Annotated in this window: 21 protein-coding genes; 9 read left to right on the top strand and 12 right to left on the bottom strand. The window is 65.5% G+C overall.

Features of this window, described 5'->3' with window-relative positions; genetic code table 11:
• Window positions 1–66 precede the first annotated feature (66 nt).
• The 8 genes from BIWAKO_RS03080 to BIWAKO_RS03045 form a co-directional block, all read right to left on the bottom strand.
• A complete protein-coding gene (locus BIWAKO_RS03080) occupies window positions 67–2364 on the bottom strand; it encodes an NADP-dependent malic enzyme (protein WP_069877292.1) in 2298 nt (765 codons plus the stop codon).
• Window positions 2365–2482: 118 nt separating this feature from the next.
• Window positions 2483–3502, bottom strand: coding sequence for an ABC transporter ATP-binding protein (locus tag BIWAKO_RS03075; RefSeq protein WP_084651134.1), 1020 nt, complete (start codon window positions 3500–3502; stop codon window positions 2483–2485).
• A complete protein-coding gene (locus tag BIWAKO_RS03070) occupies window positions 3499–4485 on the bottom strand; it encodes an ABC transporter ATP-binding protein (RefSeq protein WP_069877291.1) in 987 nt (328 codons plus the stop codon). Before BIWAKO_RS03070 ends, BIWAKO_RS03075 begins: the two co-directional genes overlap by 4 nt.
• 4 nt (window positions 4486–4489) lie before the next feature.
• Window positions 4490–5416 (bottom strand): ABC transporter permease, encoded by a 927-nt coding sequence (locus tag BIWAKO_RS03065; RefSeq protein ID WP_069877290.1) that lies wholly within the window; start codon window positions 5414–5416, stop codon window positions 4490–4492.
• Window positions 5413–6390 (bottom strand): ABC transporter permease, encoded by a 978-nt coding sequence (locus BIWAKO_RS03060; protein WP_069877289.1) that lies wholly within the window; start codon window positions 6388–6390, stop codon window positions 5413–5415. The genes BIWAKO_RS03065 and BIWAKO_RS03060 overlap by 4 nt, the downstream gene beginning before the upstream one ends.
• A gap of 151 nt (window positions 6391–6541) precedes the next feature.
• The gene (locus BIWAKO_RS03055) at window positions 6542–8134 is read right to left on the bottom strand and encodes an ABC transporter substrate-binding protein (protein ID WP_069877288.1); all 1593 of its coding nucleotides are present in this window, start codon (window positions 8132–8134) and stop codon (window positions 6542–6544) included.
• A 144-nt stretch (window positions 8135–8278) separates the two neighbouring features.
• Window positions 8279–8515, bottom strand: a complete 237-nt coding sequence (locus BIWAKO_RS03050; RefSeq protein ID WP_038361355.1) for an Lrp/AsnC ligand binding domain-containing protein — start codon at window positions 8513–8515, stop codon at window positions 8279–8281.
• Between the two features lie 50 nt (window positions 8516–8565).
• Window positions 8566–9390: an alpha/beta hydrolase gene (locus BIWAKO_RS03045; protein WP_069877287.1), complete on the bottom strand. Its 825-nt coding sequence runs from the start codon at window positions 9388–9390 to the stop codon at window positions 8566–8568.
• 153 nt (window positions 9391–9543) lie between these two features.
• Here BIWAKO_RS03045 and BIWAKO_RS03040 point away from each other — a divergent pair, with 153 nt between their 5' ends.
• Complete coding sequence (locus BIWAKO_RS03040; protein WP_069882116.1) at window positions 9544–10545, top strand: asparaginase; 1002 nt, start codon at window positions 9544–9546, stop codon at window positions 10543–10545.
• A gap of 61 nt (window positions 10546–10606) precedes the next feature.
• Here the strand turns inward: BIWAKO_RS03040 and BIWAKO_RS03035 are convergent, their stop codons facing one another.
• Window positions 10607–11983 (bottom strand): TIGR03808 family TAT-translocated repetitive protein, encoded by a 1377-nt coding sequence (locus BIWAKO_RS03035; protein WP_069882115.1) that lies wholly within the window; start codon window positions 11981–11983, stop codon window positions 10607–10609.
• A gap of 106 nt (window positions 11984–12089) precedes the next feature.
• Window positions 12090–13064, bottom strand: coding sequence for a methylmalonyl Co-A mutase-associated GTPase MeaB (meaB, locus tag BIWAKO_RS03030; RefSeq protein WP_069877286.1), 975 nt, complete (start codon window positions 13062–13064; stop codon window positions 12090–12092).
• 109 nt (window positions 13065–13173) lie between these two features.
• On the opposite strand from meaB, the gene BIWAKO_RS03025 reads away from it, so the two are divergent.
• From BIWAKO_RS03025 to BIWAKO_RS03015, 3 genes are all read left to right on the top strand, one after another.
• A complete protein-coding gene (locus tag BIWAKO_RS03025; RefSeq protein ID WP_141739964.1) occupies window positions 13174–14337 on the top strand; it encodes an alpha/beta hydrolase in 1164 nt (387 codons plus the stop codon).
• A gap of 144 nt (window positions 14338–14481) precedes the next feature.
• Window positions 14482–15483 carry an alpha/beta hydrolase gene (locus BIWAKO_RS03020; RefSeq protein ID WP_069877285.1) on the top strand — a complete coding sequence of 334 codons (1002 nt, stop codon included), beginning with the start codon at window positions 14482–14484 and terminating at the stop codon, window positions 15481–15483.
• 57 nt (window positions 15484–15540) lie between these two features.
• Window positions 15541–16434, top strand: a complete 894-nt coding sequence (locus BIWAKO_RS03015) for an alpha/beta hydrolase family protein (protein WP_141739963.1) — start codon at window positions 15541–15543, stop codon at window positions 16432–16434.
• A gap of 3 nt (window positions 16435–16437) precedes the next feature.
• Here the strand turns inward: BIWAKO_RS03015 and BIWAKO_RS03010 are convergent, their stop codons facing one another.
• The gene (locus tag BIWAKO_RS03010) at window positions 16438–16896 is read right to left on the bottom strand and encodes an Lrp/AsnC family transcriptional regulator (RefSeq protein WP_069877283.1); all 459 of its coding nucleotides are present in this window, start codon (window positions 16894–16896) and stop codon (window positions 16438–16440) included.
• Between the two features lie 150 nt (window positions 16897–17046).
• Here BIWAKO_RS03010 and BIWAKO_RS03005 point away from each other — a divergent pair, with 150 nt between their 5' ends.
• The gene (locus BIWAKO_RS03005; RefSeq protein ID WP_069877282.1) at window positions 17047–18330 is read left to right on the top strand and encodes a cystathionine gamma-synthase family protein; all 1284 of its coding nucleotides are present in this window, start codon (window positions 17047–17049) and stop codon (window positions 18328–18330) included.
• A gap of 85 nt (window positions 18331–18415) precedes the next feature.
• Here BIWAKO_RS03005 and BIWAKO_RS03000 read toward each other — a convergent pair whose 3' ends face one another.
• A complete protein-coding gene (locus BIWAKO_RS03000) occupies window positions 18416–19153 on the bottom strand; it encodes a DUF3750 domain-containing protein (protein WP_069877281.1) in 738 nt (245 codons plus the stop codon).
• 184 nt (window positions 19154–19337) lie between these two features.
• On the opposite strand from BIWAKO_RS03000, the gene BIWAKO_RS02995 reads away from it, so the two are divergent.
• From BIWAKO_RS02995 to BIWAKO_RS02980, 4 genes are read left to right on the top strand one after another with little or no spacing between them, the layout of a single operon-like run.
• Window positions 19338–20411, top strand: coding sequence for a polyamine ABC transporter substrate-binding protein (locus BIWAKO_RS02995; protein ID WP_069877280.1), 1074 nt, complete (start codon window positions 19338–19340; stop codon window positions 20409–20411).
• Window positions 20408–21604: an ABC transporter ATP-binding protein gene (locus tag BIWAKO_RS02990; protein ID WP_069877279.1), complete on the top strand. Its 1197-nt coding sequence runs from the start codon at window positions 20408–20410 to the stop codon at window positions 21602–21604. Before BIWAKO_RS02995 ends, BIWAKO_RS02990 begins: the two co-directional genes overlap by 4 nt.
• On the top strand, window positions 21601–22506 hold the full coding sequence (locus tag BIWAKO_RS02985; protein ID WP_069877278.1) for an ABC transporter permease: 906 nt from the start codon (window positions 21601–21603) through the stop codon (window positions 22504–22506). The genes BIWAKO_RS02990 and BIWAKO_RS02985 overlap by 4 nt, the downstream gene beginning before the upstream one ends.
• On the top strand, window positions 22503–23291 hold the full coding sequence (locus BIWAKO_RS02980; protein ID WP_069877277.1) for an ABC transporter permease: 789 nt from the start codon (window positions 22503–22505) through the stop codon (window positions 23289–23291). The genes BIWAKO_RS02985 and BIWAKO_RS02980 overlap by 4 nt, the downstream gene beginning before the upstream one ends.
• Window positions 23292–23369 lie beyond the last annotated feature (78 nt).

Here is a 23369-nt window from a genome sequence, read left to right as displayed (position 1 = left end):
CCGCAATCCCGTTCCGTCAGAGCACGGCAGAATGGCAGGAAACGGCGCCGCTGCAACGCCTCTTGGCTAGGCCGGCGAAGCCGCGGCGCGTTCCTGCGCCTCGACCACGGCCACGGCCGTCATGTTGACGACGCCGCGTGCCGTCACCGAACCGGTCAGGATATGCACCGGCTTGGCCGCTCCGATCAGGATCGGGCCGACCGGGAGCGCATCCGCCAGCACCTTGGCGAACTGGTAGGCGATGTTGGCGGCGTCGAGATTCGGGAAGATCAGCACATTGGCGACGCCCTTGAGATGCGACGAGGGCAGCACCCGCTCGCGCACCATCGGCAGCAGGGCGGTGTCGGCCTCCATTTCACCGTCGCATTCGAGCTCCGGCGCCCGCTCGCGGATCAGGCAGACCGCCTTGCGCATCTTCAGCGAGGAGGGGGTGTCGGCCGCGCCGAAATCCGAGTGCGAGAGCAGGGCGATCTTGGGTGTGATGCCGAAGCGCGCGACATGGCTCGCCGCGATCACCGCCATGTCGGCGATCTCCTCGGCGGTCGGATCATGCTTCACATGGGTGTCGGCCAGGAAGAAGGCGCCCTTGTTGGTGATGATCAGCGTCATCGCCGAGATGTCGCGTGCGCCGGGCGCAAGCCCGATGATGTCCTTGATGTGCCGCAGCCGCGACAGGAAGCGCCCTTCCAGGCCCGTGATCATCGCATCGGCCTCGCCGCGCATCACCGCGAGTGCCGCGATCACCGTGTTGTTGGTGCGCACCAGCACGCGTGCGGCCTCCGGCGTGATACCGCGCCGGCCGGCGATTTCGAGATAGGTCTGCACGTAGTCGCGATAGCGCGGATCATCCTCGGGGTTGATCACCTCGCAATCGATGCCTGGCCGGATCGTCAGGCCGAAGCGTTTCACCCGGGTTTCGATGACGCTCGGGCGGCCGATCAGGATCGGCACGGCCATGCCTTCCTCGAGCGCCACCTGAGCGGCGCGCAGCACGCGCTCATCCTCGCCCTCGGCGTAGATGACGCGCTTGGGGTCGGCCTTCGCCTGCGCAAAGAGCGGCTTCATGATGAAGCCGGAACGGAAGACGAAGCGTGACAGGTCCTCGCGATAGGCCTCGATATCGGCGAGGGGCTTGCGTGCGACGCCGGTATCCATCGCGGCCTGCGCGACCGCCGGTGCAATGCGCAGGATCAGGCGCGGATCGAACGGGTTCGGGATCAGCGAGGTCGCGCCGAATGTCTGCGACTCGCCGCCATAGGCGCGCGCCGCGATGTCGGACGTGGCCTCCCGCGCCAGCGATGCAATGGCGCGCACCGCGGCCAGCTTCATCGCTTCGTTGATCGTCGTGGCGTGCACATCGAGCGCGCCACGGAAGATGTAGGGGAAGCACAGGACGTTGTTGACCTGGTTCGGATAGTCCGAGCGGCCGGTGCAGATCATCGCGTCAGGACGTGCCGCAAGCGCATCCTCCGGCGTAATCTCCGGGTTCGGGTTGGCCAGCGCCAGGATCAGCGGACTCGCCGCCATGCGCTTGGCCATCTCGGGCTTCAGGACGCCGGCGGCAGACAGGCCGAGGAAGACATCGGCGTCGCCGATCACGTCGCTGAGCGTCCGCGCATCTGTCTCCTGCGCATAGACCTCCTTCCAGCGGTCCATCAGCGTGTTGCGGCCCTTGTGGACCACGCCTTCAAGGTCGGTGACCCAGATATTCTGGCGCCTGGCCCCGAGCTCAACCAGCAGGTTGAGGCAGGCAAGGGCGGCTGCGCCGGCGCCGGAGACGACGATCTTGACGTCGCCGATCTGCTTTCCCGCGAGATCGAGCCCGTTCAGGATCGCGGCGCTGACGATGATCGCGGTGCCGTGCTGGTCGTCATGGAAGACCGGGATGTTCATCCGGGCCTTGAGCTGCTCCTCGATCTCGAAGCATTCAGGACCCTTGATGTCCTCGAGGTTGATGCCGCCGAAGGTTGGTTCCAGCGCCGCGACGACATCGACGAATTTCTCGATGTTCTTCTGGTCGACCTCGATGTCGAAGCAGTCGATCCCGGCAAACTTCTTGAACAGGACCGCCTTGCCCTCCATCACGGGCTTGGAGGCGAGCGGTCCGATATCGCCGAGGCCGAGAACGGCTGTGCCGTTGGTGATGACGGCGACGAGGTTCTGGCGCGAGGTCAGTTCGGCGGCTTCCGCCGGGTCGTCGACGATCGCCTCGCAGGCGGCAGCCACGCCGGGAGAATAGGCGAGCGCCAGGTCGCGCTGGTTGCCGAGAGGCTTCGTTGCCTGGATCTCGAGCTTACCGGGCCGGGGCAGGCGGTGGTAGACGAGCGCGCCCGAGCGAAGATCCGTCGACAAGGTGCTTTTCATCGTCCTGCGTTCCTGGCTCCACGGCCCAAGGCCAAATCAGCTTGGAGGTCGCCCGGAAACGCGGTGCCGTCAAGCGTGCCGGGGGCAACAATCATTCAACCGAAACGACAGGATCGCTTCAGGCCGCCATCGCTCCGACACCGCCGTCATGCAAGTGACAGGCCGCGACATGGCCGGACGCGATCGTTTTCAGCGCCGGCCGCTCCGCCTTGCAGCGCGGCCCGGCATGCGGACAGCGCGGGTGGAAATGGCAGCCTGACGGCGGATGAAGCGGCGAGGGGATCTCGCCGCTGACGGGCGCAAAACGCTTCTTGCGAGCCGTGATCGTCGGCACATTGGCGAGCAGCGCCTGGGCATAGGGGTGTTGCGGCCCCTTGAAGAGGGCGGCGGCGGGCGCGGCCTCGACGACACGGCCGAGATACATGATCACGACCCGGTCCGAGAGGTGCCGGACGACGCCGAGGTCGTGGCTGATGAAGAGGTAGGTCAGGTTGAGTTCGTCGCGCAGCTTCATGAAAAGATTCAGGACCTGGGCCTGAATCGAGACATCGAGAGCAGCCACGCTTTCGTCGCAGACGAGAAACTCCGGCTTCACCGCCAGCGCTCTCGCGATGCCGATGCGGGCACGTTGGCCGCCCGAGAACTGGTGCGGATAGCGCCGTTTGTAGGTCGGGTCGAGGCCGACGCGATTGAGAATATCGTCGACATAATCCGCCTGGCCGGCGCGTGTCGTCAGCCCGTGCACCACGGGCGCTTCGCCGACGATGTCGCTGACCCGCATGCGCGGGTTGAGCGAGGACATCGGGTCCTGGAAGATCATCTGGATGGCCAGTGTCGCAGCGTGGCGCTCCTCGGTGCCCATCTCGTCGGTATAGCGCCCGCGCCAGCTCACGCGGCCGGCGCTCGCCTTGTGAATCCCCGCGACGACCCGTCCGAGCGTTGATTTGCCGCAGCCGGATTCGCCGACCAGCCCGACGACCTCGCCGGCCCGGATCGAGAGATCGACGCTGTCGACCGCGTGCACAACCTCTTCGGTATTGCCGGCGCCGAACCAGTTCGCGAATTTCGCGGCTGCGTCGAGCGGTTTGGCGAAGCGCTTCGAGACGCTTTCGAGGGTGAGGATCGGTGTATCGTTCATGCCGCAACCCCGGTTCCGCTCAGGGGATGATGACAGCGCACGCCGCGCTCTCCTGGGAAAGCCGTCGTGGCAGGCGCGATCGTGAGGCAGTCGCCCTGCGCGTAGTCGCAGCGCGGGGCAAAGGCGCATCCTTGCGGCAGGCGAGCGAGCGAAGGCGTCGAGCCCCTGATCTGGCGCAGCATCTCACCTGGTTCGCCCTCGCTCGGCAGCGAGCCGAGCAGGCCTGCGGTGTAGGGGTGTAAGGGCGTGTCGAGCACGGGATCGACCGCGCCCGCCTCGACGATGCGGCCGGCATACATCACCGCGATCCGGTCGGCGAGCCCGGCGACGACGCCGAGGTCATGGGTGATCCAGACCAGGGCAGTCCCGGTTTCGGCACAGAGCGATTGCATCTCGGCAAGGATCTGGCTCTGGATGGTGACGTCGAGCGCGGTCGTCGGCTCGTCGCAAATGATCAGCGGCGGACGATGCAGCAGCGCGATCGCGATTGCGACACGCTGGCGCATGCCGCCCGAGAACTGGTGCGGATAGGCATTCAACCGCTCCTCGGGCGAGGGGATGCCGACCTTGGCGAGGGCATCCCGGGCGCGGGCCCGCGCTGCCTTGTGCGAGACCTTGTCATGGGCGGTGACGGCTTCGATCATTTGCGTGTCAATGCGCAGGACCGGGTTCAGCGTCATCATCGGATCCTGGAAGATCATCGCGACCTCGCGACCGCGGACCTTCCGGAATTCGTCTTCCCCGAGACCGACGAGCTCCTTGCCGTTGAGCTTGATCGAGCCCTCGACAATGCGGCCGGGGGGATCGATCAGCCCCATGATCGAGAAGCCGGTGACCGATTTGCCGGAGCCGGATTCGCCGACCAGGCCGAGCACTTCCCCGCGACGGACATGGAAAGAGACGCCGTCGACCGACTTCACGGTACCGGCGCGGGTGAAGAAATGGGTCTTGAGATCGCTGACCTGGAGCACGTGATCGCTCATGGCTTCACTTCTCCAGGCGCGGGTTCAGCACGTCGCGCAACCTGTCGCCGACCAGGTTGATCGAGACGATGGTCATGAGCAGGGCGAGCCCGGGGAAGACCGAGATCCAGTAGCTGCCCGAGATCATGTACTGGAAGCCGTTGGCGATCAGCACGCCGAGCGAGGGCTCCGTCTGTGGCAGGCCGACTCCGAGGAACGAAAGCGTTGCCTCCAGCGAGATCGCATGCGCGGTCTGCACGGTCGCGATCACGATGACCGGGGCGAGGCAGTTGGGCAGGATATGGCGGAAGACGGTGCGCGCATGGGAGAGGCCGAGCGACTGCGCCGCCTCGACATATTCCTTGCGGCGCTCGACCAGCGCGGAGCCGCGGACCGTGCGGGCGTAATAGGCCCATTGCACGATGACGAGGGCAATGATGATCTTGTCAACGCCCTTGCCGAGTGCGGCGACCAGGATCAGCGCGACGAGCACCGAGGGGAGCGACAATTGCAGGTCGACGAGCCGCATGATCACGGTCTCGACCTTGCCGCCGGCATAGGCGGCGATCAGCCCGACGGTCATGCCGACGGTCGCGGCGATCAGCCCCGAGAAGGCCCCCACCATCAGCGAAATGCGCAGGCCGTAGAGAATGCCGGAGAGCAGATCGCGGCCGACACCGTCGGAGCCCAGCCACATCGTAAAGCCTTCGCCGGCCACGGCGCCTGGCGGCTGGCGGGAGTCCATCACGTCGACCGCAGCGAGGTCATAGGGGTTTTGCGGGGCGATCAGCGGCGCGACGAGCGCCAGCAGCACGATCGTCGCGAAAACCAGGAGACCGATCAGCGCAACGCGGTCCTCGATGAAGCTGCGGACGAAGCGCCGCAGCGGCGTCTCTTCCCTGGCCGGCGCGGTCGGGGTCGTCGTGACCGTGGGCAGACTGGTCTCGCTCACGTGCTGGCCTCCGTCAGGCGGACGCGCGGATCGAGCGCGGAATAAACGAGGTCGACCAGCAGGTTGATCGTCACGAACAGCACGACGACAACCATGACATAGGCGACGATGACCGGTCGATCGAGCCGGGTGATCGCCTCCAGCAGGAGGCGGCCCATGCCGGGCCAGGCGAAGATCGTCTCCGTCACCACGGAAAAGGCGACGAGCGAGCCGAATTCGAGGCCGAGCACGGTGACGATCGGGATCATGATGTTCTTCAGGATGTGGACGCCGATGATCCGGCTCTGCGAAAGGCCCTTGGCACGGGCGAATTTGACATAGTCCATCAGGGCCGCCTCGCGTGCCCCGGCCCGTGCCAGGCGGATGACAAGCGAGATCTTGAGCAGTGCGAGGTTCAGCGCCGGCAGGGCCACATGCTGCCAGCCGTCGAGCGTGAGCAGCGAGGTTTCGATGCCGAAGACGGAGACGGTTTCGCCCCGGCCCGTGGCGGGGAACCAGCCCAATCCGACGGCGAAGGCGAGGATCAGCATCAGCCCGACCCAGAATGTCGGCAGCGAGAAGCCGAGGATCGAGATCGCCATGATCGCGCGGGACGCCTTGCTCTCCGGCTTCAGCCCCGCATAGAGGCCGAGCGGCAGCCCGATCACGATCGCCATGAAAAGCGCGACAAGGGCGAGCTCCAGCGTCGCCGGCATGCGCGACAGGATGAGCTTGATCGCCGACTCGCCATGCACGAAGGAGCGGCCGAGGTCGCCTTGCATGGCATTCTTCAGGAAGATCAGGAACTGTTCCCAGATCGGCCGGTCGAGGCCGAGCGAGCGGGCCGTTTCGGCGATCTGCTCCTGGTTCATCTCCGGCGAGACGAGCATGTAGATCGGGTCGCCGACGACGTTCACGCCGAAGAAGACGATGACCAGCATCGCCCCAATGACGAAGAGGGCCTGCGCCAGGCGACGAAGGATGAAGGCAGCCATCGGGTTGGTTCCTTCGCGAGCAGGATGGAGTGCGCGAACGCAGCGCTCAAAACAGCGTGGCCGGGTTTGGCCCGACCCTTCCGTGACCAGCGGTCACCGGCAGGTGGTTCCCGGGCCAGAGCCCGGGAACGACGTCAATCCGCCTGGGCCGTCACTGCTTCGTGACGGAGGTCGCGAGCGTGTACTCGTCCGAGCGCGGCTCGACCTTGAAGCCCTTGCGGGCAGCCCAGGTGTTGAGCTGGAAATGTGTCGGGATCAGCCCGACATCATTCATGCCGATCTCCATCGCCTCGCCGAAGATGGCATCGCGCTTCTTGTCGTCGACCGTGCGCAGGCCTTCCTCGACCTTGGCGTCGAAGGCCGGGTTGGAGTAGCGGCCGCGATTGGTCGCTCCCATGCCCTTCTGCGGGTTGAAGGTCGCAAGCAGCGCCTTGAGCGAGTCCGAGGATTCACCCGTTCCGGCGGCCCAGCCGACGAGAATGAAGGAGAATTCCGGCACATTGCCCGGCGCGCCTTGCGAGGCGCGGGTGAAGAAATTGGCCGGGGGCAGCGTCTCGACCTCGGTCTCGATGCCGAGCCGCGCGAACATCTGGGCGACGGCCTCGATGATCTTGGTGTCGTTGGTGTAGCGCCCGTTCGGCCCGTGCATCTTCATCTTGAAGCCGTTCGGGTACCCGGCCTCGGCCAGCAGCTTCTTGGCGCCGGCGAGATCGAAAGCGACCGGCTTCAGGTTCTTGGAGGTGCCGAAGAATGAATCGGGCAGGAGCTGGCCGGCGGGGATCGCCTCCTTCTCCATGATGCGCTCGACGATGCCCGGCCGATTGATCGCCATCGAAAGCGCCTTGCGGACGCGGACATCCCTCAGCGGATTCTTGATCTCGGAGCCGTCCTTGCCCTTGATGAAGGGCGAGACGTCGCGGAAATGGTCCATGTGGAAATAGACCACGCGGTTCGAGACCTGGCTGACGACGTTCAGGTTCTTGTCGCCCTTGAGCTTGGCGACATCGGAGGTCGGCACGGCTTCGATCATATCGACATCGCCCGCCAGCAGGGCCGCGACCCGGGTGGGCGCCGACGTGACGATGCGGAACGTCACCTTCTTCCAGAGATCCTTGCTGCCGCCCCACCAGCTGTCATTGGCGGTCATGACGACGCGGTCGCCCGAGACGAACTCGGCCTGTTTGTAGGGGCCGGTGCCGCCCGCCGCGCATTTGCCGGCGTTGAATTCCTCAGTGGTGGTGTCCTTGCACTTGGCGGAGATGACGCCGAAGGTCGAAAGATCGGTCGGCACCAGCGGCGCCGGCGCGGCGGTCTTGATGCGGATCGTGTAGTCGTCGACCTTGCTGATCTCCTTGCCGCGGACATAGGCCGAGAAGCTCGATGGGCTCTTGGGCACGTTCGGCGCGCGCTGGAAGGTCGCGAGCACGTCGTCGGCGGTGAAGGGCGAGCCGTCATGGAACTTGACGTTCTGGCGGAGCTTGAACTCCCAGGTCGTGTCGTCGATCGCCTTCCAGCTTTCGGCGAGGCTGGGAACCAGCCGCTGCGAGGCGTCCTGGCCGACCAGCGGCTCATAGATGTGCCGGGCCAGCATGTTGTTGGGGGTCAGGTTGTGATAGTGCGGGTCCATCGCGCTCGGCTCGGCCGAGATGCCGATGCGCAATTCCTGCGCGACAGCGGCACCCGCGACCAGAGACAGCGCCGCGGCTATGGCGGCGCGGCTGGCGAATGTGGCGACGTTTCTCATTGAAAGAACCTCCCGAGTTCAGTGGATATTTTGGCGGATTGGTGCCGGCGTGGCCAGCAGCCACCGCGTGGAGAATTTCCTTCTCCACGGATTCGTAAGTCCGGAGCATGCCTGCGCGTGGCAGGATGAGGACGGTTGAGGGCCTCAGAACGCCTTGAAGGTGATGATCGTGTGCGTGTCGGCGATCTCGGGGATCGATTGCACCTTCTGCGCTACGAAATGGCCGATATCGACATCCGCGGCGACGTGGAACTTGGCCAGGATGTCGTAATTGCCGGCGGTCGAATAAATCTCCGAGGCGATCTCGCGATCGGCGAGTTCGCTGGCGACCTCATAGGTCTTGCCGAGCTTGCATTTGATCTCGACGAAGAAGGTCTGCATCGCGCGCTCCGAAAATCCTGTCCCTCTGGATAGAGCCTCGCGCCGGAAGATCAAGCGCCTGCGAGTTCGGCGAGGCGCTTGCTCATTGCGCTTTCGGGGTCGGGAAGATCGGCAAGGACGGTGAAATGGTTCGCGCCGTCGATCTCGCCATACTGCGTCCTGACGCCTTCCAGGCCCCAGACATCGGTGATGCGGCGGCTCTGCTTCAGGTATTCGTCGCTCTCGGCCCCGCCGACCACCGCGTCCATCAGCAATCCTGAGGGGGCCGGCCAGAACAATGGGCTTTCCCGCTCGGCCGATTCCATGTCGAGCCCGAGCGCCTTGTTGATGCTGGTCTCGGTCAGGGGCTTCAGGTTGTAAAGGCCGGAGATGCCATAGGCCGCCGGCACCAGCTGGTCCGGCAGGTCGGGGTCGACATTCTTCCAGTCGGTGGCAAGCAGGCAGGCGGCGAGATGCCCGCCCGCCGAATGGCCGGATGCCACGATGGGCCGGTTGAACTGCCGCCAGAGGGCTGCGGCCGCCTGCTGCAGCTCCCAGACGATGTGGCCAAGCTCGACCTGCGGGCAGAGATCATAGCCCGCGACCGCCATGGGGACGCCGAGCTGGTTCACACCGCGCGCCATATGCGAGAAATAGGAGCGGTCCAGCGCCTGCCAGTAGCCGCCATGGATGAAGAGCACGATGGCGTCGCCCTTGACCGCCTCGGGCTTGAACAGGTCGTAATGCTGGCGCTCGCCCGGGCCATAGGCGATGCCGAGTTCGCTGACCGCGCCAGCGCGATAGGCGGCAGCGTCCGCCTGCCAGCCGGCGATGATCCCGGGATGCTCCGGCACGCGGGCACGGTTATTGTATTCTGTCTCGTAATCCGTCGACATGACTGGCTCGGCTTCTCCGGCTCTGCGGCTTGCGGACCACGCCCTGAATCGCAGACCTCGCCAGTCTGCGCCATGGCTTTTGACAGGTCGAGCCGCAAACGCCACAAGACTCCGCGCCTTGTGCAGGGCATCCCTGCGAGCCTGGAGATCGTTATGGAAAACCCCGTTCTTGCCGAGGTGATGCGCGGCGCCGTCGTCGAATCGCGCCATCGCGGCGCGGCAATCGTGGTCGATGCGGACGGCGCGGTGGTGCTGTCGCTGGGGGATGTCGAGCGCCCGGTGTTCCCGCGCTCGGCGGTGAAGGCGATCCAGGCCCTGCCGCTCTTCGAAAGCGGCGCCGCCGACCGCTACGGTTTGACCGAAGCCGAGATCGCGCTTGCCGTCGCCTCGCATTCCGGCGAGCCGGCTCACGCCGAAACCTCGCTCGGCATGCTGAGGAAGGCCGGTCGGGATGCCGGTTGCCTCGAATGCGGCGCTCATTGGCCGATGAACGAGGCCGCGGCGCGCGCCATCTCCAAGGCCGGCCAGGAGCCGACCGCGCTCAACAACAACTGTTCGGGCAAGCATGCCGGTTTCGTCTGCCTGTCCTGCGGCCTGGATGAGGACCCCACGGGCTACGTCAAGGCCGGCCACGCCGTGCAGAAGGCGGTGCGCGGCGCGCTTGAGGAGGTGACGGGCGCTGCCCACACCGCCGATCTCATGGGCACCGACGGCTGCTCCATTCCGACCTATGCGGTGCCGCTGACCTCGCTGGCGCTGGGCTTCGCCCGTCTCGGCTCCGGCCACGGGCTTGGACCGAAGCGCGCCGAGGCCGCGCTGCGCATCCGCAAGGCGGTCGCTGCTCATCCCTTCATGGTGGCGGGAACCGGCCGGTTCGACACGCGCGCGATGGAACTGCTGCGCGAGCGCATCTTCATCAAGACAGGCGCTGAAGGCGTCTATTGCGGCACGATTCCGGAGCTCGGGCTCGGCATTGCGCTGAAATGCGATGACGGGGCAGGGCGTGCGGCCGAGGTGGTGATGGCCTCGCTGATCGCGCGCTTCCTGCCGATGAGCGAGACGGAAGCGGCGAGCTTTGCGCCGCTGCGCGAAAGCGTCCTGAAGAACTGGAACGGCATCGAGGTCGGACGGGTGAGGGCGGCAGCGAGCGCCTAGCCTATCGCACCGGTTTGCATCGGCGGTCCCGAGAGCCGCAATCCGCGCTTCGGGCGATGCTTCAGCTCACCGCGTTGTTCTCGACACGGATGCCGGTCGCCCGCTTGTCGGCGCCTTGCGTCAGGTCGCCGGTGACGATCTTGCCGTATTCGGTGCCGAGGACGGCACCGAGTTTCGCGTCCGCAATGACATTGTTGGCGATCAGGGCGTTGCGCTCCTTCGGTACCAGCGAGACCGAGATGCCGATCCCGGTCTTGCGGACGATATTGCCGGTGGCCACGAGGTTGCGCATGGCCCAGGACCAGCCGAGCGAGATGCCGACATCGCTGGCATTCTCCACGACATTGCCGGTCACGGTGGCCTCCGCCTCGACATGCACGCCCATGCCCCCAACCGGCTCCTTGCCTTTCGGGGCATAACCCTTCTGGGCGTTGCGGATGATGTTGTTGGCGACGACGGCAAGCCGCCCGCCATGATCGAGATTGGTGACGCTTATGCCCATGGCACAATCCTCCAGCAGATTGCCGCTGATGATGGCGCCCTCGAAGGCGAATTCCGAATAGAGCGCGGTCTCGCCACAGCGCTTGCCCTGGTTGCCGATGATCTGGACGGTTGAGCCGGAGTTGTTCCGGATGAAGGTCAGTGCGCAGTCGCGCAGGCTGTTGCTCTCGATGATGACACCGCCGGCGCGGAACAGGCTGATGCCGTTGCCATTGGGCCCGTCGCCGCCCGAATCCGAACGGACGCGATTGATCCGGTTGCCGCGAATGAGTGACTGATCGTCCCCCGCCTGGCTGCGCCAGATCTGGATGCCGTTATTGCCACAATCCTCGATCTGGTTGCCCTCGATCGAGAGCCCGCGCGAATCGAGCGAGAACAGCGCCGATTCGCGCACGCTGCGAAACCTGTTGGCCTGGATCCGCCCCGCTGTTCGGGTCAGGACGAGGCCGACCGAGCCCGCATTGGCGAACTCGCATTCATTCAGGGTGAACTCCAGGACCTCCTCGGCTGCCACAAGTCCGGTTCGCTCGCTGGCGCGGATGTCGAGCCCGTCGAGACTGAGCCCTGTCAGCGCCGTACGCTTGATGCGGCGGGCGATGAGCAGCGGGCCTGCCTGCGCCGCGACGAGCTGCGTCGCGCCGGGGACACCGACCAGCCGTGAGCCCTCGGGCAGGATGACGTTGGAGACGCGATAGCGCCCCGGCGGCAGCAGCAAGGGCGCGCCTCGCCTGGCTGCTTCCGCGAGCGCAGTCTGGAGTGGCCGCGACTGATCGTCGGCGGAGCCGGGGCGCAGTCCGAAATGAGTGGCCTCCAGTCCGAGCTGACCGAGCGCGCGCGCTGGTTCGCTCCGCGCTGCCTGCTGCGCGGCTGCCGGAACGACGGATCCTGCTGTCCCAAAAACGGTCGCAGCCAGCAGGGAACGTCGAGAAATCGCCATCAGGGCCTCCATGACGCCGCAGGCGTACAAGCCGCGTGCCGGCCTGGTTGTGCCGTTTCAGGCCCGCGCGCCGGCCGACCAACATCGTTGGTCGCGATCCTTCACTTCAAAGGCCGAGCGCCTGCGCGATCTCGTCGGCCGCCAGCGTCGGGTTGAGTTCGCCTGCCCCGACGGCTGCTTCAAGCGCTGGGGTGCGTGCCTTGAGGACGGGATCATGCCGGAGCCTGGCGCGCAGGCGGTCTTCGACCATCGCCCACATCCATTTGACGTCCTGCTGGCGACGCCTCTCCTGGATCAGATTCCCCGCACCCATCCGCTGGCGATGATCCTCCACCTTCGCCCAGAGCGCATCGAGCCCATCGCCTGTCAGCCCCGAGACCGTCACCACCGGAGTGGACCAGACGCTCGATACGGGAGCGAGAATGTGCAGGGCCGCGCGGTACTGCGCGGCTGCGGCCTTCGCCGCCACGGCCCCAGTGCCGTCCGCCTTGTTGACGGCAATCATGTCGGCGAGCTCGATGATGCCCTTCTTGATGCCCTGCAATTCGTCGCCGGCATTGGGCAGCATCAGCACGAGAAAGAAATCGGTGAGATCGGCGACCGTGGTCTCCGACTGGCCGACGCCCACCGTCTCGACCAGGATGACGTCGAAGCCGGCGGCCTCGCAGAGCAGCATCGTTTCGCGCGTCTTGGCTGCGACGCCACCGAGCGTGCCGGAAGACGGGGAGGGGCGGATATAGGCGTTGGGATCGACGGCGAGGCGGGCCATCCGCGTCTTGTCGCCCAGGATCGAACCGCCGCTCCGCGTCGAGGATGGATCGACCGCCAGCACGGCGACCTTGTGACCGAGCCCTGTCAGGTAGGTGCCGAGTGCATCGATGGTGGTCGATTTGCCGACGCCGGGAACGCCGGTGATGCCGACCCGGGTCGACTGTCCGGTGTGCGGCAGCAACTGCTGGATCAGTGCATGGGCCTGCCTGCGATGATCGGTCCGGCGGGATTCCACAAGCGTGATGCCACGCGCCAGGGCCGCCCGTTCACCGGAGAGAATTGCATCGGCGAGGGTGGAGACGTCAGCCATGACAGGCACCTAGCAAGCCTTTGCCTCGGGCGACAAGCCGCGAGTTCGGTCATCACTGTGTCATCCCAGCCTCTTGAACATCCGCAACGTCAATGAGACGAGATCGGTCATGATGCGTGCGGCGTTCCGGGTTCGATTGATTATGCTGGCCTTGCTGGCTCCGCTTGGCCTCGCGGCATGCGGCGGCCCGCCCAGAGACCTGTCGCTCACCAGCGTCAAGCCTGCCGATATTGTCGGAACCGTGCGGATTTTCGTGGCCTCGACCCGTGAGATGGGGGCGGAGCCGCAGTATTTTACCGGAGAGCGGGGGCAGCACCTCTCCTTCGCCAAGATCGATATCTCGGTGCCGAAGGCGCACAAGTCGGGTGAGCTCGAGCTTCCCGGCAGCTACGGCAAGTCCAATCCGGCAGAGCATTTCGCGGTGACCTCGGTGGAGCGGATCGACCTCTCCCCCATTGTCGCGCGCGTCCGACGCGAGATCGCGGCAAGACCGCCAAAGGAGCGCGAGGTCCTCGTCTTCGTTCACGGCTACAACACGAGCTTTGCCGACGCGGCCTATCGTTTCGCCCAGATCGTCCATGACTCGGATTTCAAGGGCGTGCCGGTGCTGTTCACCTGGCCGTCGCGCGGGCAATTGCTGGCCTACCCCTATGACCGCGAAAGCGCCTTCTATTCCCGCGATTTCCTCGAGATGAACCTGCGCGCGATCGCCAAGGACCTCGGCCCGAGCCGCATCGACATCCTCGCCCATTCCATGGGAACGCAGTTGACGCTGGAAACCCTGCGGCAGGCATCCATTCGCGGCGACGGCAATTTCGGCGGAAAGCTGCGCGACGTCATGTTGGCTGCGCCCGATGTCGATCTCGATGTGTTCAAAACGGTGATGCGCGAGATCAAGACGCCGGTGACGGTCTTTGTCTCGGCCGACGACAAGGCGCTCGAAGTCTCGCGCCGCTTCGCCGGCGACAAGAAGCGCCTGGGAGCGATCTCAGCAAGCGACAAGGATACGGTCGCGGAGCTGGCGAAATCCGGGGTCGACGTCATCGATCTGTCCGACGTCTCGACCAGCGACAGTCTCAACCACGGCAAGTTCGCCGCCTCGCCCAAGGTCGTCCAGATGATCGGTAAGCGGCTGCAGGCGGACCGGGGTATCGCGATGCGCGGGCCTCATTTCGGCGATCGCCTGGGCGATATCGCGGGCGGCGTGGTGGGAACCGTCGGCGGCACGCTGGAGCTCGTGGTCACGGCTCCCGCTGCGATTGTCCAGCAATAGGACGGCTGTTGCGCCAGGGACACGCGCGAGCCTTGCACGAAGATTGCTGCAGGGTTGCCCCATTATGGCCGCGTTAGCTTGGCCTTAAGGCCGAGCTGGCCATTTCCGCCCGCATTCCTGCAACACTGGAATTCTCGATCGCCCATGTCCGCCGTGCGGCACGCCCCTTCCCGTCGCTTCGTTGCGCTTGCAGCGCTGCTTTCGCTCGCATTGTCGGCCTGCGCGCAGACAGAGGCGGCGATCTCGCCATTCTCGGAAACGGCCCATGCGGAGTCGTCCCCCTTCGGCAGGGAGCCGGTGCTCCTGGTCGCGACCACGCGAAAGTCTCTCGGGGACCGCGAGCCGTTCTTCGGGCCGGATCGTGGCACGGGCCTCAGTTTCGCCGAAGCGCGGCTTTCCCCTCCGGGACGTGGCGTTGTCGCGGCGACCGTCGGCAGCGACTGGCGCGTCGTCGGCGTCAACAACCGGACCTCGACCAATGCGGCCCGCGCCTTCGGAGAGGCGGCGACCGGGCGCGACGTGCTGCTCTATGTCCACGGCTACAACGAGACATTCGAATCCGCCGCCCGCAGCGCCGGACAGCTTTCGCATGCGTTGAAGTTCCAGGGGCGGACCGCGCTCTTCACCTGGCCCTCCGGCGGCAAGCTCTTCGACTACGGCTATGACCGCGAGAGCGCGCTCTGGTCGCGCGAGGGCTTCGTCCAGGCCTTGCGCGCCCTCGTCGCCAACCCGACCGTGGGGCGCATCCACATCGTCGCGCATTCGATGGGCACATTCCTGACGCTGGAAGGCCTGCGCGAACTGCGGGACTCCGCGGACGTCTCCTCGCAGATCGGCTCGATCGTCTTCGCATCGCCCGATATCGACATCGACGCGTTCGAGCAGACGGTCTCGCGGCTGGGTCCGCTTGCCCAGCGCATGACCCTGATCATCGACCCCGATGACAGGGCGCTTGCCATATCCTCGCGCATCGCCGGTGGCGTGGCGCGGGCCGGCGCGGCAGAGCGCTCGCGGCTCGAGGCTCTGGGCGTGCGTGTCGCCGACACCTCCGGCCGCGGCTGGAGCATGCTGAGGCATGATCTGTTCCTGACGGACAGCGAAGTCACGCAGGTGGTGCGGCGCGCCATGGACCGCACGGGCTCCTGAGGCTTGCGGAGCGGCTCGTCTTGGGGGCAGCATCGCGCTGCCTTCAGGGAGACGCCGATGCCTCGAATGTTGTTGCGCGCCGCTTGCCTGCTTGTGCTCATGCCTCTGGCCGGGCAAGCGCATGACCTGACCCCGTTCCAGGAAGCTGGGCGCTCGCATGTCCTGCATGAGGACGTTTCGCCCACCGGTACCGAGACCATCAACATCGAGACCTATGTGCCGCAGGCCTGCGCCGACAAGCGCTGCCCACTGGTGATCTCGCTGCACGGATTGCTGCGCAATGCCGCCTCGGCGCGCGACGCCTGGGTCGAGGCGGCAGACCGGCACGGTCTGATCATTGCCGCCCCGCATTTCGACAAGGAGCGTTTTCCGACGCGCCTGTACCAGCAGGGCGGCATCCAGGGCGAGCCGGACCAGGCGAAATGGGTCTACTCGGTCATCGAGCGCTTCTACGACCGGGCGCTGAAGAGTGGTCGTGTCGGGGACACGGGCTATGTGCTGTTCGGCCATTCCGCCGGCGCGCAGTTCGTCCACCGCATGGCGATCCTGATGCCGGAGGCGCGGTTTTCGACAGCGGTCTCCGCCAATGCCGGCTACTACACCTTGCCTGTCGGCAAGGAGGCGGCCGGCGGCTTCAGCTACCCCTATTCGCTCGACGGCACGCCGGCGACCGAAGCGAGCACGAAGTCAGCCCTCGCCAAACCGATGCTGATCATGCTGGGCGACCAGGATATCGACCCCAACCACCCGCAACTCAACAAGTCCAGGGGCGCTGAGGCGCAAGGCCCCAACCGCTTCGCGCGCGGGGAGAACTTTACGCGAGTTGCAGCCGCGGAGGCGAAACGCCTTGGTGTTGCCAGCCCATGGCGCGAAATCGTCGTGCCGGGTGCCGGACATGAGCAGGGCAAGATGGCGAATGCGGCGGCGCAGGCGCTGTTCGGCGGCAGATAGGGCTCAGAGCGGTGGCAGGCCGTTGCGCTTCTTGATGGTGGCCATGGCGAAATTGGATTCGACCGAGTGGATGCATTTCAGGCGCGTGATCTTCTGCTTCAGGAAGCGCTCGTAGCCCTCGATCCCGTCCGTCAGCACCCGCAACAGATAATCCTGGGACCCGGTCATCAGGTAGCACTCGGCGACCTCGTTCCAGCTCTCGACCGCCTTCTCGAACTCGCTGATATGCTCCTGGGTCTGTTGGCTCAGGCGGATCGAGACAAAGACGCTGAAGGGCAGGCCATAGGCCTTGGGGTCGACGACCGCGGCATAGCCCTTGATCACGCCCGTCTCTTCCAGTCGCTTCAGCCGGCGCAGGCAGGGCGTCGGCGACAGGCCGATCTTCTGCGACAGGTCCTGATTGGTGATGCGTCCGTCCTCCTGCAGCACGGCAAGCATACGGCGGTCTGTCGTATCGAGCATAAGATGCTCCTCGAATTCGATATCTGAGCAGGAAGATGCGCAAACGGGATGTAATCCCGGCGGGATCATTCATGCAATGCCGCGCGGATCGGCCTAACCTGCCTTTCTGGTGCCGCAAGGTCGGCAGCCTGACCGGCAGAGGAGAGTGCGATGAGCCAGGACAATTATCACAAGGACCGCATCGCCAACCGCAAGCTCCATCCCGAGACGCTGATGATGGGCTATGGCTACTCGCCGGCGATGTCGGAGGGCTCGCTCAAGCCGCCGGTCTTCCTGACCTCGACCTTCGTTTTCGAGAGCGCGCAGCAGGGCAAGGATTTCTTCGACCTCACCTCGGGGCGCCGCCAGCTCAAGCCTGGCGAGAAGTCCGGCCTGGTCTATTCGCGCTTCAACCATCCGAACATGGAGATCCTCGAGGATCGCCTGGCGATCTGGGATGAGGCCGAACGCTGTGCGGTTTTCGCCAGCGGCATGGCGGCCATCGCAACGACCTGCTTCGCCTTCCTGCGCCCGGGTGACACCGTTATCCACAGCCGGCCGCTCTATGGCGGCACCGAGACGCTCCTGAAGAACCAGATGGGCGCCTTCGGGGTGACGCCTTTCGGCTTCACCGACGGTGTCGATGTCGCGCAGATGCGTGCAACCGCCAAGGCCGCCGCCGCCAAGGGGCGCGTCGGGATGATCCTGGTCGAGACGCCGGCCAACCCGACCAATGGGCTGGTTGATCTCGCAGCCTGCGCGATGATCGCCGACGAGCTCGAGAAGTCGCAGGGGCATCGCCCGCCCGTGGTCGTCGACAACACCATGCTCGGCCCGAAATTCCAGAAGCCGCTGCAGCATGGCGCCGATCTCTCGCTGCTTTCGCTCACCAAATATGTCGGTGGGCATAGCGATCTCGTCGGTGGCTCGATCAGCGGCAAGGATGCGCTCGTCCGCCAGGTCAAGGGCTGGCGCTCGTCGCTCGGCACGCAGCTCGATCCGAATTCCTGCTGGATGCTGATGCGCTCGCTGGAGACGCTCGACATCCGCATGAGCCGCGCCAACGAGAACGCCCGACTTGTGGCGGAGTATCTGGCTGGTCATCCCAAGGTTGCCAAGCTGCACTACCTTGGCGATCTCAAGGACGGCGATCCGCGCAAGCCGGTCTTCGACAAGCAGTGCTCGGCGCCGGGCTCGACCTTCTCCTTCGACGTCAAGGGTGGCGAGAAGGAAGCGTTCGCACTGCTCGACAATCTCCAGATCATGAAGCTCGCGGTCAGCCTCGGCGGCACGGAGACGCTCGTCTCGCATCCCGCCGCGATGACCCATTCGGGTGTCGCCCGCGAATTGCGCGAGGAGATCGGGCTCACCGATGCCCTGATCCGCATCTCGGTCGGCATCGAGAATATCGAGGACCTGATCTCGGACCTGGCGCAGGCCTTCGAGGCGGTCTGAGCGGGCACGTCATGGCCGGTCTTGAGCCGGCCATCCCTGCTTGCCGATCGCGTGTGCGCCGGGCCTGATGTGGGGCGGGATGCGCCTATACGCCCACTCTTCCCCAGCCCGGCAGCTTCAGCGCCGGCTGGCGGATGTCGAAGCCGGTGACGAGCCCGAGCAGGTTGACCTCGACGCCTTCGACCCAGGCCAGCGTGATGCCGGCGACCCCGAAGAGCGAGATCTGGACGCCGGTGTGGCTCGGCGCCATGCCGAGAAACAGGCCGTCATCGCGCCAATCCTTCCCGATCGCGGTCGGCGGCAGCGCATGGGCGAGTTCAGGAATCTCGGCGAGCACGTGCTGCACGAAACTGTTCGAATTGGGGCCCGGCCAGGCGGAGTAGCTGCCTGACGTGCTGTAGGCATAGCTCTGCACGGCAGCGCGAATGCGCGGAATCAGCGCCTCGGCGGCGTCGCCTTTCACCTCCGTCACCAGCTCCGGCACGTTGCCGAACCAGCGACCGTCAGCCTCGCGATGGTTGATGCGTACCGGATTGCCCCAGCCGACGACATCGAAGCGCGTATAGGCACTCGCGCCCGCCTCCTTGACCACCACCCAGGAATGATGCGCGAAGATCCCGCGCCAGCGTCCGACGCGGGCAGCGAAGACATGGATCGTCGCCTCCGGCACGGTCGCTGCGGCCGGCAGGAGCCTGGCGCTGGACCAGTCCGCCCGGCGCCAGTCGGCGGCGAGCGGCTGCAGCTGCCACCAGGCCGCGTGCGTCGCGACGGGCAGCAGGAAAAGGACGACAAAGAGAGTCAGGACGCGGCGCAGATGATGCATCGCGAGACGATAGTGAGCCCGATTGCGGCATCGCAAGAAAAGACACTGCGACATGACTTCACGAAAAGGTGGTTGAGGCTTGGCGGCAAGCTGATAGCGTGCCGCGCGCCGGGTGGAGATTCACCCGCTAAGGAGGGGCAGATTGGGTTCATCGGTACGGGGGCTGAAGGGCCTTGCGACAGCCATGGCGCTTGGATGGGCGCTGGTTTCGGGCACGGCCGCTAGCGCGCAGGACAAGCAGCTGCGCATTTTCAACTGGTCGGACTATGTCGATCCGGAGGTGCTCGATGCCTTCAAGAAGGAAACCGGCATCACCGTCGTCTACGACACCTTCGACCAGATGGAGACGGTCGAGACCAAGTTGCTCGCAGGCAAGACAGGCTATGACCTGATCGTGGTCACGGCCTCGTTCCTGCCGCGCCATATCCCGCTCAATCTCTACATGCCGATCGATACCGCCAAGGTTCCGAACCTGAAGAACGCCTGGCCCGAGATCCAGCAACGGCTCTCGAAATATGATCCCGGCAACAAGTTTGCCGTGAACTACATGTGGGGCACGACCGGCATCGGCTACAACGTCGCCAAGATCAAGGAGCGGCTCGGCCCCGATGCGGTGATCGATTCCTGGCGCATCCTGTTCGAACCCGACCAGCTCAAGAAGCTCTCGAATTGCGGCGTGCACGTCCTCGATGCGGTCGAGGAGATGTTCCCGGCGGCGCTGCGCTATCTCGGCCTGAACCCGGATTCAAAGAACGAGGCGGATCTGAACAAGGCCGGCGAATTGCTGCGCAAGATCCGCCCGCACATCCAGAAATTCCATTCCTCGGAATACATCAACGCTCTCGCCAATGGCGATATCTGCCTCGCCGTCGGCTATTCCGGCGACATCCTGCAGGCGAAGAAGCGGGCGGAAGAGGCCAAGAACAAGGTCGAGATCGCGTATTCCATCCCGAAGGAAGGCGCGCTGATGTGGTTCGATTCCTTCGTCATTCCGAAGGATGCCGCCAATCCGGATGCCGCGCTGAAGTTCATCGATTTCGTGAACCGGCCCGAGATGGCGGCGAAGAACTCCGACTTCATCCAGTATGCCAATGGCAATATCGCCTCGAAGCCGCTGCTTTCGGCGGCGGTGCGCGACAATCCCGGCATCTATCCCTCGGAAGCCGTGATGAGCCGGCTCTACACGATCACTCCCTACGATCAGAAGAGCCAGAGGGTGGTCAACCGGCTCTGGACCCGCATCAAGACCGGCAAATGAACGCGCGCGATGCCGGGGCTGCGGCTCCGCTCCGGGCGAAGCGCAAGGCTTCGCCCGGCAGCGTTCGCCGGGCCTTCCAGCCATGGAATGACCCCGCGGCGGAGCCGCTGGTGGTCTTCCGCAATGTCACCAAGCGCTTCGACACGGTGACGGCGGTCGACAACCTGTCGCTCGCGCTCTACCCGCGCGAATTCTTCGCGCTGCTCGGCGCGTCGGGCTGCGGCAAGACCACGCTGATGCGGATGCTGGCGGGGTTCGAGCAGCCGGATGCCGGCGAGATTCTGCTCGATGGCGTCGACATCACCGCCGTGCCGCCGCATCGCCGGCCGATCAACATGATGTTCCAGTCCTACGCGCTGTTTCCGCATCTCAGCGTCGGTGACAACATCGCCTATGGCCTGAGACGGGAAGGGCTGCCGCGCGAGGAGATCACGCGGCGCGTCGCCGAGATGCTGGCTCTGGTCAAGCTCGACGGGCTCGAGAAACGTCGCCCGGACCAGCTCTCCGGCGGCCAGCGCCAGCGCGTCGCATTGGCACGCTCGCTCGCCAAACGTCCGAAGCTCCTGCTGCTCGACGAGCCGATGGCGGCGCTCGATCGCAAGCTGCGCGAGTCGACGCAGTTCGAGCTGATGGATCTGCAGAGCGAACTCGGCCTCACCTTCATGGTCGTCACCCACGACCAGGACGAGGCGATGACCATGGCCGACCGCATGGCGGTGATGAACCATGGCCGGCTCATCCAGATCGGCCCGCCCGATGAGATCTACGAGGCGCCGACCAGCCGCTACGTCGCGGAATTCGTTGGGGACATCAACATCCTCGAAGGCCGTGTGACATCCGTCGCCGGCGAGATCGTAGGAGTCGAGACGGCGATGGCCGGCGCGGTTGAACTCGACGAGGAGACGGCCTCGCTTGTCGCGGGAGAGACGATCTTCGTTGGCCTCAGGCCCGAAAAGATCACGCTCAGCCATGACGAACCGGCGCAGGCGGTCAACAAGGTCGCCGGCGAGATCTGGGATATCGGCTATCTCGGCGATTTCACCATGGTGCAAGTCATGGTCGGCGGCGATGACGGGCAATTGCTCAAGGTTGCGCTTGCCAACCGCACCCGCCGGATCGAGCGTCCCTTCGCCTGGGAGGACAGGGTCTGGCTCTCCTGGGATGTCGAGGCCGGGCTGGTCCTGCCGCCATGAGGACGGGGAGTGCTTCTGCGCGCCGGCTCGGCCGCCTGGTTGTGGCCGTGCCCTATCTCTGGCTGCTGCTGTTCTTCCTGGCGCCCTTTGCGATCGTCTTGCGCATGGCGTTTTCGGACGCCGCGACCGATCTGCCGCCCTATGCGCCGCATTTCCAGGGCTTCTCCCAGCTCGGCGAGTTCCTTGCCGCGCTGGACCTCGAGAATTTCAGGCTCCTGGGCGACGACGCGCTCTACTGGCAGAGCTATCTCTACTCCCTGCGTATCGCCGCGCTGACGACGCTGATCGCGCTCGCGATCGGCTATCCCCTGGCCTATGCGATGGCGAGTGCGCCGAGGCGCTGGCAGGGCATCCTGCTGGTGCTTGTCATCCTGCCGTTCTGGACCTCCTTCCTGATCCGCGTCTACGCCTGGATCGGAATCCTGCGGCCCGACGGGCTGCTCGACATGGTCCTGACGGGCATGGGGCTGACGAGCGAGCCGCTGCGGCTGCTCAACACGGAAGCCGCTGTGCTGATCGGCATGGTCTATTCCTATCTGCCCTTCATGGTGCTGCCGCTCTTTGCGACGCTGCAAAAGCTCGATCGCTCGCTGCTGGAGGCTGCCGCCGATCTCGGCGCCCCGGCATTGACCGCTTTCGCGACGGTGACGCTGCCCCTGTCCATCCCCGGCATCCTGGCGGGCTCGGCGCTTGTCTTCATTCCGGCGGTCGGCGAGTTCGTCATTCCCGATCTGCTCGGCGGCCCCGATACCGTGATGATCGGCAAGGTGCTCTGGAGCGAATTCTTCTCGAACCGGGACTGGCCGCTTGCCTCCGCCGTCGCGGTCGTCCTGCTGTTCGTGCTGGTCGCGCCGCTCGCCTTGCTGCAGCGGGCGCGTCTGACGCGGGGAGGGGCGGCATGAAGCGGCTCGGTCCCGGCTTGATCATGGCGCTGGTGGCGGGCTTCGCCTTTCTCTACCTGCCGATCCTCGCGCTCATCGCCTACTCCTTCAACGCCTCGCGGCTCGTGACGGTCTGGGGCGGGTTCTCGACGCATTGGTATGGCGCGCTGATGGGGAACGAGCCCTTGCTCACCGCAGCCTGGCTCAGCATCCGTCTCGCCTTCGTCTCGGCGACAGTCGCTACCGCGCTCGGGACCTTGGCCGCGCTGGCGCTCGCACGCTATGGCGCCTTTCGCGGGCGCACCCTGTTCTCCGGCATGGTGCTGGCGCCGCTGGTGATGCCGGAGGTGATCACCGGCTTGTCGCTGTTGCTGCTCTTCGTTTCGGCGCAGGTGGAGCGCGGCTTCTGGACCGTCACGATCGCCCACGCCACCTTCAGCCTCGGCTTCGCCTGCATTGTCGTGCAGTCGCGGCTCGCCGGCTTCGATCGTTCGCTGGAGGAAGCGGCGCGCGATCTCGGCGCCACTCCTGTCGTCACCTTCTGGACCGTGACGCTGCCGCTGATCTGGCCGGCGGTTGCTGCCGCCTGGATGCTCGCCTTCACGCTCTCGCTCGACGATCTCGTGATTGCGAGCTTCACGACCGGGCCGGGCGCGACGACCCTGCCGATGCGGCTCTATTCGGCAGTCAGGCTGGGCGTCTCTCCTGAGATCAATGCGGCCTGCACGATCATGATCGGCGCCGTCGCGCTCGTCGTCATCGCGGCCTCGCTGCTCCTGAAGCGCGATCAGCTGGCCAGCACTTGAACGGCTGGTGAATGGCCCCCTCAAGGGCCGTTCAGCCGGAACCTGCGAATGTCGGTGTCAGGCAAGGGGATCGCCCGG

This window comes from Bosea sp. BIWAKO-01, assembly GCF_001748145.1.
Taxonomy (GTDB): Bacteria; Pseudomonadota; Alphaproteobacteria; order Rhizobiales; family Beijerinckiaceae; genus Allobosea.
This window is presented reverse-complemented; position numbering and strand designations above follow the sequence as displayed.

Coding starts and splice junctions, on each gene's coding strand:
- BIWAKO_RS03080 (WP_069877292.1), bottom strand. CDS start 2,364: ATGAAAAGCACCTTGTCGACGGATCTTCGCTCGGGCGCGCTCGTCTAC.
- BIWAKO_RS03075 (WP_084651134.1), bottom strand. CDS start 3,502: ATGAACGATACACCGATCCTCACCCTCGAAAGCGTCTCGAAGCGCTTC.
- BIWAKO_RS03070 (WP_069877291.1), bottom strand. CDS start 4,485: ATGAGCGATCACGTGCTCCAGGTCAGCGATCTCAAGACCCATTTCTTC.
- BIWAKO_RS03060 (WP_069877289.1), bottom strand. CDS start 6,390: ATGGCTGCCTTCATCCTTCGTCGCCTGGCGCAGGCCCTCTTCGTCATT.
- BIWAKO_RS03055 (WP_069877288.1), bottom strand. CDS start 8,134: ATGAGAAACGTCGCCACATTCGCCAGCCGCGCCGCCATAGCCGCGGCG.
- BIWAKO_RS03050 (WP_038361355.1), bottom strand. CDS start 8,515: ATGCAGACCTTCTTCGTCGAGATCAAATGCAAGCTCGGCAAGACCTAT.
- BIWAKO_RS03045 (WP_069877287.1), bottom strand. CDS start 9,390: ATGTCGACGGATTACGAGACAGAATACAATAACCGTGCCCGCGTGCCG.
- BIWAKO_RS03040 (WP_069882116.1), top strand. CDS start 9,544: ATGGAAAACCCCGTTCTTGCCGAGGTGATGCGCGGCGCCGTCGTCGAA.
- BIWAKO_RS03035 (WP_069882115.1), bottom strand. CDS start 11,983: ATGGCGATTTCTCGACGTTCCCTGCTGGCTGCGACCGTTTTTGGGACA.
- meaB (WP_069877286.1), bottom strand. CDS start 13,064: ATGGCTGACGTCTCCACCCTCGCCGATGCAATTCTCTCCGGTGAACGG.
- BIWAKO_RS03025 (WP_141739964.1), top strand. CDS start 13,174: ATGATGCGTGCGGCGTTCCGGGTTCGATTGATTATGCTGGCCTTGCTG.
- BIWAKO_RS03020 (WP_069877285.1), top strand. CDS start 14,482: ATGTCCGCCGTGCGGCACGCCCCTTCCCGTCGCTTCGTTGCGCTTGCA.
- BIWAKO_RS03015 (WP_141739963.1), top strand. CDS start 15,541: ATGCCTCGAATGTTGTTGCGCGCCGCTTGCCTGCTTGTGCTCATGCCT.
- BIWAKO_RS03010 (WP_069877283.1), bottom strand. CDS start 16,896: ATGCTCGATACGACAGACCGCCGTATGCTTGCCGTGCTGCAGGAGGAC.
- BIWAKO_RS03005 (WP_069877282.1), top strand. CDS start 17,047: ATGAGCCAGGACAATTATCACAAGGACCGCATCGCCAACCGCAAGCTC.
- BIWAKO_RS03000 (WP_069877281.1), bottom strand. CDS start 19,153: ATGCATCATCTGCGCCGCGTCCTGACTCTCTTTGTCGTCCTTTTCCTG.
- BIWAKO_RS02995 (WP_069877280.1), top strand. CDS start 19,338: ATGGCGCTTGGATGGGCGCTGGTTTCGGGCACGGCCGCTAGCGCGCAG.
- BIWAKO_RS02990 (WP_069877279.1), top strand. CDS start 20,408: ATGAACGCGCGCGATGCCGGGGCTGCGGCTCCGCTCCGGGCGAAGCGC.
- BIWAKO_RS02985 (WP_069877278.1), top strand. CDS start 21,601: ATGAGGACGGGGAGTGCTTCTGCGCGCCGGCTCGGCCGCCTGGTTGTG.
- BIWAKO_RS02980 (WP_069877277.1), top strand. CDS start 22,503: ATGAAGCGGCTCGGTCCCGGCTTGATCATGGCGCTGGTGGCGGGCTTC.